Consider the following 13,164-nt stretch of genomic DNA (forward strand, 5'->3'; position numbering starts at 1 on the left):
GGGACGCCGCTCCCACAGCGTCGCTGCGCGACTTTCGCGGTATGCCTCGACCTCCGTTTTTCTTGTGGCCGGAACGACGATCTAAGCCAACCATTGTATTCGCTTATTAATTGATTCTTTACTCGTTCATGAGTGAGCCAACCCACGCCGAGTACATCGCCGCCCTGATTGACCTTCATCGCGGGCTGCCGCGTCAAGGACCAGGGGACCCGGAACTCACACGACAGTTGTTGTGCCGGCTGCCGACCTTGCCGGCGCACCCGCGGATTGCCGACCTCGGTTGCGGATCCGGCGCCGCGACACTGCTACTCGCGAAGCACTACGGCAGCCTGGTCAGAGCAGTCGACGCGGCACCCGACTTCATCGAGGAACTGAGGGATAAGGCCGCCGCGGCGGGCCTTGACCATCTGGTCGAAGCCGTCTGTACCGATATGGCGACGCTGGACTGGCCACGCGCCTCGATCGATCTCCTCTGGTCCGAGGGTGCAGCGTATAACCTGGGCTTCGAGCAGGCATTGAGGGCCTGGCACCCCATCGTATCCACGGGCGGCGTCGCCGTTGTATCGGAGATGAGTTGGTTCAGCGACACCGTGCCGGACCCGGCGCGTCGGTTCTGGGAATCGGCGTATCCGACCATGGGCACGGAGCAGCAGAACATCGGTCGCGCCGAAACCGCCGGCTTCAGTGTCGTTTTCACCGAAAGGCTGCCGAGCAATGCCTGGTGGGAACACTACTATGGTCCACTACGTGAGCGCATGCGCCGACCGGATGTGGCCGGCATGAATCAAGCCGTCATTCGGGAAACCGAGCAGGAGATGGCGCTGTTTGAACGCTACAGCGACTGTTATGGCTATACGTTTTATATTCTGCAAAGGCCTTGATCATAAACCCGGCCACCGCGCGATCTGCCCGGTCGCCGGTCCGCACAGCGGACCCTACAGGTCACGGTGTTACCATAGAGTCCGCTGTGCGGACCGTCCGCAACTGGAGGTCGAGGCTTTAGCCGGTGGCAATTCCCGAGATCTCAAAGAAAATCAGTGATGCTTGCGCGCCGGACCGGCTAAAGCCTCGACCTCCAGTCGCCGGAACGACGATCAAGGCCCACGGCCGCCTTGATCATCGCGCGAGCCGGTTTCCGCCGACGCCCTAGTTCAAAAATCCGTTCCACCGATGTTCACAGATGTTTTTCTTCATCTGTGAATATCTGTGTCATCTGTGGACAAATCCGGATGAAGGCCCCACCGCCGACCTTCCCGACAACCGCCGGCATCAGATAAGAATGTCGTCCGCGTGCAGTAGATCAGCGAAGAGATCCTTCTTGATCACCTCGTAATTCCTGCGCGTCTTGGCCGCGGCGCCGATGATGTAACGGCGGGCGATGAAGACTTTGCGGCTGTCCTGCGCCGCCTCATCCATGAGCAACCAGCCGGTGTAGAGATAGCTGTAGATCTCCACCAATTCCTTGGCCGCGATGCTTTGGAATTGTTTGTCGGTCTTGTCGGCGACAAACTTCAGGGCGTCGAGGAACAGCACCCGCATCTCTTTCAATTCATCCGCCAGGCGCGCCAGATTGCCGGAATTCTCCTTCTGTTCCAACGTCGTGAAATGCTCGCCGAGAATGTCGCCGATGACGCCGCCGGTGGCCGCCACGATTTGCAGTTGCGAGGTGCCCTCGTAGATGTTGGTGATCCGCGCATCGCGGGTCAGACGCTCGACATTGAACTCCTTCATGTAACCCGTGCCGCCATGAATCTGCAAGGCGTCATAGGTGATCTTGTTGGCGTTCTCGCTCAGCACATACTTCGCCATGGGGGTGAGCAGCGCGGCGACCCGGGTCGCCTCCTTGAGTTTGGCGTTCTCGACCGTCGCATCCTTGCCCTCGGCCTTGAGCACATCGATCTTTTCTTCCAGTTTATTGCGCAGATCAACCCAATGGCAGGCGGCGTAGAGCAGGGAACGGTCGCTCTCCAACGTCACCCGCATTTCCATCAGCAGGTTGGCGACCACGGGGATCGCATAGATACTCTTACCGAACTGTTCGCGCGCCCTGGCGTAGCGCAGCGCTTCCTCATAGGCGGCCTGAGAGATACCCAGACCCTGAGCGGCGACGCCGAGACGCGCACCGTTCATCATATCCATGACGTACTTGATCAGCCCGAACTTGCGCTTGCCGATGAGCTGCGCCGGGGTATCGTTGAACTGCAACTCGCAGGTCGGCGAGCCATGGATTCCAAGCTTATTCTCGATCCGCCGCACGACGACATTATCTTTGCCGTAGCAGGCGAACAGACTCAAGCCCCGCCCGTCCTTGGTGCCGGGCTCGGAGCGGGCCAGGACCAGCAGGATTTGCGCATTGCCATTGGTGATGAAGCGCTTGACGCCCTTGAGACGCCACTGTCCGTCCTCGTCCTGATAGGCGAGCATGTTGACGGCCTGCAGGTCCGAGCCGGCGTCCGGTTCGGTCAGTACCATCGCCCCCGTGGCCGCACCGCTGGCGAATTGCGGCAGGAATTCCTGACGCTGCGCCTCATCGCCATATTTGTTGATGGTCTCGGCGATGTCCTGCAGACCGAAGAGGTTCATCAACGAGGCTTCGGCGCGGGCCACCATCTCGATCGCCATGGTGTAGATGGTGGTGGGGATGTTCAGACCCCCATAGCGCCGGGGCAGCGTGAACCCCATCAGCTCCGCCTTGGTCAGATCTTCCAGGGCCGCCTGAATGCCCTTGGCATAGGTCACCTTGCCGTCGGCGAAATGACTTCCCTCTTCATCGACGGCGGCCGCCTGGGGCGCCACGTTGTTCGCCGTGATGTCGCCGACGATTTCCAGGACCTTGCGATAATTATCCAAGGCATCCTGGTAGTCGGTGGGCGCGAAGTTGTAGCGAGTGGCCTCGGTGTAGCCGTGCTCGGCGATGTCAACCACCTCCTCCAGGTGCAGGCGGTCGAAATGAAACAGCAGATCGGTGTTATCGGTGAAATAGTTGGCCATGGCTCGGCTACTTTAACTTGTGCTTGTAGGCGTCGATGAGCTTGGGAATCACTTCCATCACATCGCCGACGATTCCATAATGGCAGACACCGAAGATCGGCGCGTCGGGGTCGGCGTTGATGGCGATGATCTTGTTGGATTCACTCATCCCGGCCCGGTGCTGAATCGCCCCGGAGATGCCGCAGGCGATATACAGCTTGGGCCGCACCGTGACCCCGGTCTGCCCCACCTGCCGGACGTGGTCGATATAACCGGCGTCCACCGCGGCACGCGTGCCCGCGACCTCGCCGCCGATCACCCGCGCCAGTTCGTGGAGAATCTGGAAATTCTGCCAGTTACCCATCCCGTAGCCACCGGCGACGATGATCGGAGCAGCCTTGAGATTGACCTTGCTCTCCTCATGGTGCCGGGCAATGATCCGCACCAGTTGGTCGGCGGCGTCAGGCTCATAGTAGACGGGCGTAATGCGTCCGGCGACCGGCTGCGACAGCGGGATTTTCTCCATCACCCCCTCGCGCACCGTGGCCATTTGCACCGGCGAATCCGGACAGATGATGGTGGCGATGATGTTGCCGCCGAAGGCCGGGCGAATCTGCAGCAGGAGCTGGGAGTAATCCTTGCGCAAATAGGTGACGTCCGAGATTTGCAGATCAGTGCAGTCCGCGGTCAATCCGCTGCGGGTGTGGGAGGCGACGCGCGGCGCCAGATCCCGGCCGATGAAGGTGCCGCCAAACAAGACGATCCGCGGCTGATACCGGTCCACCAGCTCGCTCATGATGCGGCTGTAGGGCAAGGTGTTGTAGTGGTTCAGATCCGGGTGATCCGCCAGCAGGACGTCCGTGACGCCGTAGTGAAAAGTCTCTTCGGCGACGGCCTGCATATTGTGGCCGATGAGCACCGCCTGCAATTCCCCATTCAGGCTTTCCGCCAGCTTTCTGCCCTTGGAGAGCAACTCAAAGCTCACATCGGCCGGTTTGCCGTCGCGCTGCTCAATGAACACCCAGACCAGTTTATTCTCATTCATAGGGGCTTATCCGAAGATGTGGTCTTCCATCAGTTTATCGATCAGCGCATACATGCCGTCCTTGGTGGGCGGTATGGTTTCATGCGCGCTCCCGCCCAACACCACCGACTCGATCTTGTGCACCTTGGTCGGCGACCCGCCAAGGCCGCACCGGTTCAGGTCGACATCCAGATCGTCGGCGGTCAGCGTGGGGATAAACAGCCCCTTGGACACATACTCCTCCTTGAGCTGATCCATATACAGCAACGAATTGCCCTCGGTCATCTTTTCCAATTCGAGCAGGGTATGGGCATTCTTGTAAGCCATGACCCGTTTGGCCCGGAAGGGCCGGGGCGTGGCCGCATCCTTCACCACTGTGAGCAATAGCGGGAGGGTGCCTTCCAACACCTCGAAACCGTTATCCACCTTGCGCTTGACGGTGATCGTCGACCCTTCCGCATTGAGAATCGCTTCCGCATAGGTGATCTGCGGCAGGCTCAGCTTTTCAGCGGTCTGCGGACCGACTTGCGCGGTGTCGCCATCGATCGCCTGCCGGCCGGCGAAGATGATATCGTAGTTGCCCAGTTTGCGGAGCGCCTCCGCCAATACATAGGAGGTCGCCAGGGTGTCGGCGCCGGCGAATTTCCGGTCGCTGATGAGAAACGCCTCATCGGCACCCATATATAAGCATTCGCGCAGCAGATCCGAGGCTTTCAAAGGCCCCATGGTCATCACGCGCACGGTGCCGCCGAAGCGGTCGCGGAATTGCAGTGCCAATTCCAGCGCCACCTTGTCTTCAGGATTGAAAATGGTGGGAAGTTTACTGCGATTGACAGTGCCGTCCGGCTTCATCACCTGCCCGGAGATATTGGCCGTATCAGGAACCTGTTTGACCATTACGATGGAATGGTAGCTCATGCTCTGCCTTGTAAGTTCTTCTGGGATAATCGGGGAATGCGGCGACCGGCAGACCAGACGATCAGCATACGGGGGGCCGTGGCGGCCACATCACCCGGAAAAAGGGACCACGAAATTTTACCATTTTTCGTAAGCCCATGCGATGGAGGCGGCGGGACCGAAGCAGTTCCAAGTTTGGGTAGCCGCCGCGGGCGGAGTGGCGGCGGCGAGGTGGATGGTGGATGGTGGATGGTGGATGCGCTGCGCTTATCCACCCTACAAAAACCGGCTCCGCTGTAGGGTGGATAAGGCGCGCTGTTCGGTGTCAGGGACCCGGCACGTCGGTCGCGCGCCGCATCCACCAGGGGTCGCGCGATGCCGCCCAAGTCTGGAATAGCTGGCCGGGACCCATCCGGAATCACCCTCCCGCGGCCTGCCGCTCGCGCCGCTTGAGCCAGACCTCCAGACCTTGCGCATTGAGTTCGGTGTCGACCGCGAGCAAGGCGTCGATCCGCACGTCCTCTAAATCCACTCCGTGGGCGCGGGCACTGGCCGTCAGGTGCGCCGATACCGCCCGCTTGAGCCGGGTGAGGCGTTCGGGGTCATCGCGCCCCTCCTCCGCCAGGGCGATCCCCGCCATGTCATGAATGCTCCGGCGCACGTCGTCCACCAGTCGCTCCGGCGCATCGACCCGCCCGTAGTGCGTCAGGTACATGGCTTTCGGATTCAGGTTCATGAGCTTATCGAGGCTTTGCAGCCACGCCTCCGGATCGAAGGCGACCGGGGTGGTGGGGGCGAACAGCCAGGGGGCGCCCCCCGTATCGAACTCGCGGTAGGCAATACCGAAGGTATCGCCGGTAAAACAGCCGCGCGTCCGGGCGTCGTGGATGCAGCCGTGATGATTGGCGTGACCCGGCGTGTCGATGAAGGTCAGGATGCGGCCGGCCAGATCGACCTGCATCCCATCCTCGGCAACGATCACCCGCTCCTCGGGCACCGGGGTCAGGCCCCCGAAATCACGGGCGAAGGCCTCGGCACCATAGACCGCGCCGGCCCCCGCCAGCAACCGGGCCGGATCGATCATGTGCCGTGCGCCCTTGGGATGGATCACCAGTCGCGCCGCGGGACAGGCGGCGATCAGGTCGCCCGAGCCGCCCGCATGATCCAGGTGGACATGGGTCGGCATCACATAGTCGACGTGCGCCGGGGTCAGGCCCATGTCCGCAATGATCTTGAGCAGGGACGGCACCGTGTGCGCGGTGCCGGTGTCGACGAAAGCGAGCCGGTCGCCCGAGCGAACCAGATAGCACGCGGCCAGGCCGTGACGGTAGAGACCGGTTTCGATGCAGTAAATCTGGTCTGCGACCTCTTGAATGTGTGGAATCGACATGGCGGGGCTCCGATGGTGGTTGTATTGAGATCAGGATTGGTTTTAGATTGCATAGACCCGAGAGTCTAACCGCGCCGCTGGCCCGACGGTAAGTGGTCCGTCATTCCCGGATTGCCGGGAACCGGACACAGCGCGCTCACCTCAACGGTTCCGATCGCCCAAGATCTTCACAAAAAAGACACTCGGAGGACACCTTAAATGACCCAAGCAGCGACCGCCGGCGCAATGCCGACAGACACCCCCCGCATCAACGAAATCAGCCTGGAACGTCCCTGGGAGTGGGTCGTCAAGGGCTGGGCCGATCTCCGGGAGGCACCCCGGTTCAGCCTTGCCTACGGTGCCGTGTTCGTGATCGTCAGCGTACTGATGACCCTGGGCCTGCTGGCCGAGAACCTGTTCTTCATCGTCCCCGCGCTGGCCGCCGCCTTCTTCCTCATCGCCCCCTTGCTGGGGATCGGCCTCTACCAGATCAGTGCAAATCTCGAGGCCGACCGCCCGGTCGAGTTCTGCCAGGCACTGCAAGCCTGGCGACAGAACGAAGTGCAACTCGCGGCCATGGCCCTGATCCTGGTGTTCGTGCTGCTGGTGTGGATGCTCGCCGCCATCCTGATCTTTGCGCTCTTCTACGACAACCCGGTACCGAACTGGGCCAATTTCCTGCCCACCCTCTTCCTGTCCGGGGAGAACAACACCTTCGTGGCGGCCGGCGTCATCGGCGGCGGACTGATCGCCGCCTTCACCTTCTGCATCAGCGTCGTGACCGTGCCCATGCTGATGGACCGTCCGGTCGACGTCGTGACCGCCATGCGCACCAGCATGGCGGCCGTCCGCAAGAACTGGCAGGCCTTGAGCCTGTGGGCCGCGCTGATCGTCATGTTCGTGGGGCTCGGCATCCTGACCTACTATATCGGTCTGTTGATCACCATGCCGCTGATTGGGCACGCCACCTGGCACGCCTATCGGGATCTGGTACCGCGCGACTGAGGCCGCGGACGGCAAAGAATGCCAGGAAGCGGATCTGCGCCCGCTCGCCGGCGACGGCGAGCGGGGCATGAAGCGAAATGCATATAGCATTCGGACGTGATAACCGGACGTAGGGGCGGGTTTCAAACCCGCCCCTACACCAAGGGTCTGTCTGGATATCAGGTACGAAGGCTGTAGCAGCTTGGACCCGCTGGCGAGAGGGCCTTGATCGTCGTTCCGGCCGCACGATCACTGGAGGCCGAGGCTTTAGCCGGTCGACGCCGCGCCTGCACAGAAGTGGGAGCAAGGTCGGCGCCAGCCGAGCGGGCCTCGATCAAGATTCCGGCCACTTGGGCTCGCCGGGTACGTAGTCAGGCCATCCTGGCCTGACACCGTCAGGGCTGGAAGCCCTGACTACGCAGGCCGCTGGCCGGGATTACGAGCAAGGCCGCCGAGCGGTGCGGCCAGGACGCTGCTCAAAGTGGCGCAGCGGCATCCAGCTGCGTTGCGGGAATTGACGGAGGCGTGAGGATTGCCGCAGCGTCATCCGACGCATTATAGCCAGATACGGTGTATGCCAGTCGCTATCGCGCGCGGTCTTTACCATTCTATGGTGTCGTGCGCTTCGCAAGTTCGATCCAGGTGGCCGCACTGTGGGGTCCACTGTGCTGACCGATCATCGCCAGCCGGCATGATGATCAAGAGCACTCCAGGCCGATTATTCCTGAGGATCAAACGAGTAGCCGAGCATTTCAATGTCCGTCTTGAAATGCCGCGCAACCAATTCTGCAGTCTCAGCCGTGTAATAGCTTCGATAGTCCTTGCGCCGATCGCTGGCCTCACGCGCATGGGGTAAGTCGGGGGGTTTGATCCCGATGCGGGCGCAGGCGGTCGCGAAGTCCGCGTGCAAACGTTCGTACCGACCAATATAGTCGACGATGGTCCGGCCGTGGAGATCGATCAGATAATCGCTCTGCAACTCGATCGAGGTGTCGACGTGATACTGGTAGGGACGCTCGGGGTCCAACTTCCAGCGCAGGAAGGCGTCGAAGGTCTCGTTGCCGCCGAGATAGCGCGGGCGTTCCCGCCGGATGTGGTGAAAGGAGCTGACCTGCAGGTCCCAGGGGTTGCGCACGAAGGCGAACTTGAACAGTTGGTCGAAAAACTCCTTGGGCAACATTTCCTTGGCGGCAATGGCCTTGGCGTGGCGCGGCAGCTTGGTGGCGAGGCGGTGGCCGCTCAGGTGACTGAAGCGGCTGCACAGAAACATCGGCCAATACCAGGGGTCCGCCCAGCGCAACCCCTCCAGCGCGGCGCGCACGCTGGTGCCGCCGGTCTTGGCGATATGGACGAACAGAAAGCGGTGTTTGACTGAGAGCAGCATGGGTTCGAGTGTAGCATGACCCCGAAAGCCGATGCCGATGCGAACACGGCCCCTACCGCTGCCGTTCAACACGAGGACGCGGCCGGTGAGGCCCTGTGGATCGAGGTCATCCGCAAGATGGACGAGACCTATGCGGATCTGGTCCGCCATCAGGTCGAGCTGGAGGAAAAGAACAGCGCACTGGAGGAAGCCCAGCAGTTCATCGCGAGCGTCCTGGCGGCAATGACGGACGTGCTGATCGTCTGCGACGTGGACGGGCGCATCCAGCAGGTCAACGCCGCGCTGGAGACGCTGGTTGACGTGCCCGAGGCGCAGTTGCGCGGACGGACCTTCCTGTCCCTGCTCGCGGCGGAGTCCTTGCCGCTGGCGCGAACTTTCGGCGAGAAGATTCGCAGCAAGGCCATCCACGACTGTGAACTGCTCCTCGCGGGTCGCGACGGACAACCCGCGCCCCTGGCGATGAACTGCACCTCGCGCTACGACCACCGCGGCCGACTGGTCGGGATGGTGCTGATCGGCCGGCCGGTCGGGGAGCTGCGTCAGGCCTATGAGGACCTGAACCGGGCTCACGCGGACCTCAAGCAGGCCCAGCAGCAACTGATCAGCGCGGAGAAAATGGCTTCGCTGGGTCGACTGGTGGCGGGGGTGGCCCATGAGCTGAACAACCCGATCAGCTTCGTCTACGGCAACATTCACGCACTGGCCCGTTATCGTGAGCGGCTGGGCCGTTTCATCACCGGGGCCGAGGCCGCGGGGCTGTCGCCCGAGCTGCAGGACCTGTGGGATGAACTGCGCATCGGGCGCATCCTCACCGACCTGGACCCGCTGCTCAAAGGCACCCTGGAGGGCGCGGAGCGGGTGCGCGATCTGGTGCAGGATCTGCGTCGCTTCTCGTCCGGCGCGCAGGGCGAACACACGGACTTCGACCTCGCCCATGTGGTTCGTACCGCGGTGCACTGGGTCTCCCAGAGCGGTGCCAAGGACACCGGCCGGCAGACCCAGGCGATCACCCTGGACCTGCCGCCGCACCTGAGCGTCCGCGGTCATCCGGGTCAAATCCATCAGGTGGTGATGAACCTGGTACAGAACGCGCTGGACGCGGTGCGGGGGCGCCCTGAGCCGCACATTGGCGTGGACTTGACCGCCAGCGGCGCCACGGCCGTGCTGCGGGTGCATGACAACGGCCCGGGCGTCTCCGACACCGACCGCCTACGCGTCTTCGACCCCTTCTTCACCACCAAGCCGGTCGGTCAGGGTACCGGACTTGGACTCTCCATCAGCTTGCGCGTCGTCACCGACCACGGCGGCACCCTCATCCTCGAACCGATGGCGGAAGGCGGCGCGGCCTTTCGGATGGAATTGCCGATGGGCTGAGGGGACGAAACATCCCATGGCTTACCTCCGCAAGCCCGGAGCCGACGACTGAACCCGCTGGAGTTCAAAGCTTCAGCCTTGGCTATGAGGTCCAACACGCACGTTCTCCCCGTTTATTCGCGTTCAGTGACGGACAATACTCACCCGATGCGCAACCCGGACACCAACCCCATGACACCCGAACTCGTGGTCCTCTGGCTCCAGTCCGGCGGCTGCGGCGGCTGCACCTTGTCGCTGCTGGGCGCCGAATCACCGGACCTGACTGCCACGCTGGACGGCGCGGGCATCCGCTTGCTTTGGCACCCGTCTTTCAGCGAAGCGAGCGGTGAGGAGGTGTTGGACTTGCTGGATGGCGCGATCAGCGGCACCCGCGCATTCGACGTGTTGTGCATCGAGGGCGCCATGCTCCGCGGACCGCGGGGTACGGGCCGCTTTCATGTGCTGGCGGGGAGCGACCGGCCGCTGATCGATTGGGTGCGGCAGCTCGCCGCCCGCGCCCGCTATACCGTCGCGGTGGGCACCTGCGCCGCCTTCGGCGGGGTGACGGCCGCCGGTACCAACCCGACCGAGGCCTGCGGCCTGCAATTCGAGGGCACCCGTCCCGGCGGCCTGCTGGGGACGGACTACCGCGCGGGGTCCGGCCTGCCCGTGATCAATGTCGCCGGCTGCCCCACCCACCCCGACTGGGTCACCGAGACCCTGATGGCCCTGGCCCTGGACGGCCTGACCGCGGACGACCTGGACCCCTACCGCCGACCGCGGATGTATGCGGACCATCTGGTGCATCACGGCTGTACCCGCAACGAGTTCTACGAATACAAGGCGAGCGCCCGCCGCCCCTCCGACCTGGGCTGCATGATGGAGCACCTGGGCTGCCTGGGCACCCAGGCGCATGGGGACTGCAACACCCGACTCTGGAATGGACAGGGCTCCTGCACCCGCGGCGGCTATGCGTGCATCAACTGCACCGCCCCCGAATTTGAGGAACCCGGCCACGCTTTTGCCGACACCCCCAGCATTGCCGGCATTCCCATCGGCCTGCCCTCCGACATGCCCAAGGCCTGGTTCGTCGCCCTGGCCTCACTGTCCAAGGCGGCGACCCCGGAGCGCCTGCGCCGCAACGCGGTGACGGACCATCTCGCCGTCCCGCCCGCGGTGCGCGGCACCAAGCCGCGTTAGCCGTTAGAAGCAACCCGAAACGACGCATCCCATCGTTGTCGTAATCGCAGTCGGAGAACCGATGCAACTCGGACAGCAAAGCCGCGAGGTACGAGAGGGCCTTGGTCGTCATTCCGGCCGCCGGACGACCGGAGGCCGAGGCTTTACCGTGAAAGTGCGTAGTCAGGCCATCCTGGCCTGACGGCGTCGGGACNGGAACGGTCAGGGCTGGAAGCCCTGACTACGCAGCGGTCGAGCAGACTTTCATGTTCCGGGGTGGCGCGGGCGCCATGGTCGTTAGCCGGTCGACACCGCGTCTGCGTGGCCCTCGTCCGGCTGAAGCCTCGACCTCCAGTGCACGACGCCCGAAGCCTTGCCGGATCAATGATCAACACCTGCGAGGACAGCCTGGGCGCTGCGATAAACTCGATGACGATTACGACAACGACAACGACCGAAACACCAAAGGCGTCCCCTAATGGACAAACCGCGCCATCACGGTGATCCCGCGTGGCACTGATCACCGTCGGCCCCTTCAACCGGGTCGAGGGGGATCTCGAGGTCAGGCTCGAGATCGCCGACGGGCAGGTCACCCAGGCCTGGGCCAACGCGCCCCTGTACCGGGGCTTTGAGCAGATCCTGCAAGGCAAGGACCCGCGCGACGCCCTGGCGCTGACCCCACGCCTGTGCGGCATCTGCTCCGTCTCGCAATCCATGGCCGCCGCCTATGCCCTGGCCGATGCAAAGAACCTGCAGATGCCGCCCAATGGCGAACTGGCCACCAATCTCATCCTGGCCGCCGAGAACCTGGCCGATCATCTCACCCATTTCTATCTTTTCTTCATGCCGGACTTCGCGCGCGCGGTCTATGCCGCCGAGCCCTGGTACGGACCAGCGGCGGCGCGCTTCCGCGCCCACAGCGGCACGGCGGCCCGCGAGTGGCCGCCCGCACGCGCGCAGTTCCTGCATCTGCTGGGTCTCCTGGCCGGCAAGTGGCCGCACTCGCTGAGCCTGCAACCGGGCGGCTCCACCCGGCCGGTCCAGGCCCAGGAGCGGCTGCGGCTGCTGGCCATTCTCGGTGCCTTCCGCCGATTCCTGGAGACCCGGACCTTCGGCGATCCACTCGACGCCATCGTCGCCCTGGACAGCGGCGCGGCCCTGGAACGCTGGGCCGCTGCCCGGCCGCCGCACGGCAGCGACTTCAGACACTTCCTGCACTGTTCCCGCCGGCTCGGCCTGGACCGGCTCGGCCGCGCGACCGACCGCTTCATGAGCTTCGGGAACTATCTGATCGGCGCCCGGCGGCTCCTGCGCTACGGCCTGTGGGACCAGGGCCCGCGGCACCTGGATCTCGCGACCATCACCGAGGATCTGAGCCACAGCCGGATGCTGGGCGGCGAGGCGCCCCTGCATCCGTCCCAGGGGGTCACCCTGCCGGACTTGGACCGCCCGGATGGCTACACCTGGTGCAAGGCGCCGCGACTGGATGGACAGGTGGTCGAGGTCGGCGCCCTGGCCCGCCAGATGGTCGACGGGCATCCACTGATCCGCGATCTGGTGGCACACAGTGGCGGCAATGTGCAGAATCGCGTGATCGCACGCCTGCTGGAAACGGCCCGGGTGACCCTGGCCATGGACGACTGGATACGTCGGCTGGTGCCGGGCGAACCCTTCTGCAGCCACGGCGAATTGCCCGACGAGGCGGAGGGCGCCGGTCTGGTGGAGGCCGCCCGCGGGAGCTTGGGTCATTGGCTGCGGGTGCGCAAGGGACGCATCCACAGCTATCAGATCATCGCCCCAACCACCTGGAACTTCTCGCCCCGCGACCGGGGGAACATCCCCGGCGCGCTCGAACAAGCCCTGATCGGCGCCCCGGTGCGCCCGGGCGAACGCACCCCCATCAGCGTCCAACATATCGTGCGATCGTTCGATCCCTGCATGGTTTGTACCGTGCATTGAGGAGGCCACACCGCTGATCCGACACGGCCGCGATGACAAGCCGGC

The 13,164-nt window shown here is 63.6% G+C and carries 10 protein-coding genes; 5 read left to right on the plus strand and 5 right to left on the minus strand.

The window, feature by feature from the left end; all coding sequences use genetic code 11:
- Positions 1–128 precede the first annotated feature (128 nt).
- Positions 129–881 (plus strand): class I SAM-dependent methyltransferase, encoded by a 753-nt coding sequence (locus A39O_RS0102460; RefSeq protein ID WP_020503133.1) that lies wholly within the window; start codon positions 129–131, stop codon positions 879–881.
- A 388-nt stretch (positions 882–1,269) separates the two neighbouring features.
- Here the strand turns inward: A39O_RS0102460 and A39O_RS0102465 are convergent, their stop codons facing one another.
- From A39O_RS0102465 to A39O_RS0102480, 4 genes are all read right to left on the minus strand, one after another.
- Positions 1,270–2,991, minus strand: coding sequence for an acyl-CoA dehydrogenase family protein (locus tag A39O_RS0102465; RefSeq protein WP_020503134.1), 1,722 nt, complete (start codon positions 2,989–2,991; stop codon positions 1,270–1,272).
- Between the two features lie 7 nt (positions 2,992–2,998).
- Positions 2,999–4,015 (minus strand): electron transfer flavoprotein subunit alpha/FixB family protein, encoded by a 1,017-nt coding sequence (locus tag A39O_RS0102470; protein WP_020503135.1) that lies wholly within the window; start codon positions 4,013–4,015, stop codon positions 2,999–3,001.
- A gap of 6 nt (positions 4,016–4,021) precedes the next feature.
- The gene (locus A39O_RS0102475; RefSeq protein ID WP_020503136.1) at positions 4,022–4,912 is read right to left on the minus strand and encodes an electron transfer flavoprotein subunit beta/FixA family protein; all 891 of its coding nucleotides are present in this window, start codon (positions 4,910–4,912) and stop codon (positions 4,022–4,024) included.
- A gap of 397 nt (positions 4,913–5,309) precedes the next feature.
- A complete protein-coding gene (locus tag A39O_RS0102480; RefSeq protein WP_020503137.1) occupies positions 5,310–6,281 on the minus strand; it encodes an MBL fold metallo-hydrolase in 972 nt (323 codons plus the stop codon).
- A gap of 198 nt (positions 6,282–6,479) precedes the next feature.
- Between A39O_RS0102480 and A39O_RS0102485 the strand changes: the two genes are divergently transcribed.
- Positions 6,480–7,265: a DUF2189 domain-containing protein gene (locus A39O_RS0102485; protein ID WP_020503138.1), complete on the plus strand. Its 786-nt coding sequence runs from the start codon at positions 6,480–6,482 to the stop codon at positions 7,263–7,265.
- Positions 7,266–7,962: 697 nt separating this feature from the next.
- Here the strand turns inward: A39O_RS0102485 and A39O_RS0102490 are convergent.
- The gene (locus tag A39O_RS0102490; protein WP_020503139.1) at positions 7,963–8,628 is read right to left on the minus strand and encodes a sulfotransferase family 2 domain-containing protein; all 666 of its coding nucleotides are present in this window, start codon (positions 8,626–8,628) and stop codon (positions 7,963–7,965) included.
- Positions 8,629–8,643: 15 nt separating this feature from the next.
- On the opposite strand from A39O_RS0102490, the gene A39O_RS0102495 reads away from it, so the two are divergent.
- From A39O_RS0102495 to A39O_RS0102505, 3 genes are all read left to right on the plus strand, one after another.
- Positions 8,644–10,002 carry a sensor histidine kinase gene (locus tag A39O_RS0102495; protein WP_020503140.1) on the plus strand — a complete coding sequence of 453 codons (1,359 nt, stop codon included), beginning with the start codon at positions 8,644–8,646 and terminating at the stop codon, positions 10,000–10,002.
- A gap of 147 nt (positions 10,003–10,149) precedes the next feature.
- On the plus strand, positions 10,150–11,181 hold the full coding sequence (locus A39O_RS0102500; RefSeq protein WP_020503141.1) for an NADH-quinone oxidoreductase subunit B family protein: 1,032 nt from the start codon (positions 10,150–10,152) through the stop codon (positions 11,179–11,181).
- Between the two features lie 489 nt (positions 11,182–11,670).
- Positions 11,671–13,119 (plus strand): nickel-dependent hydrogenase large subunit, encoded by a 1,449-nt coding sequence (locus A39O_RS0102505; RefSeq protein ID WP_020503142.1) that lies wholly within the window; start codon positions 11,671–11,673, stop codon positions 13,117–13,119.
- The last annotated feature ends 45 nt before the right edge of the window (positions 13,120–13,164 follow it).

It is taken from the genome of Lamprocystis purpurea DSM 4197 (genome assembly GCF_000379525.1).
GTDB lineage: Bacteria > Pseudomonadota > Gammaproteobacteria > Chromatiales > Chromatiaceae > Thiodictyon > Thiodictyon purpureum.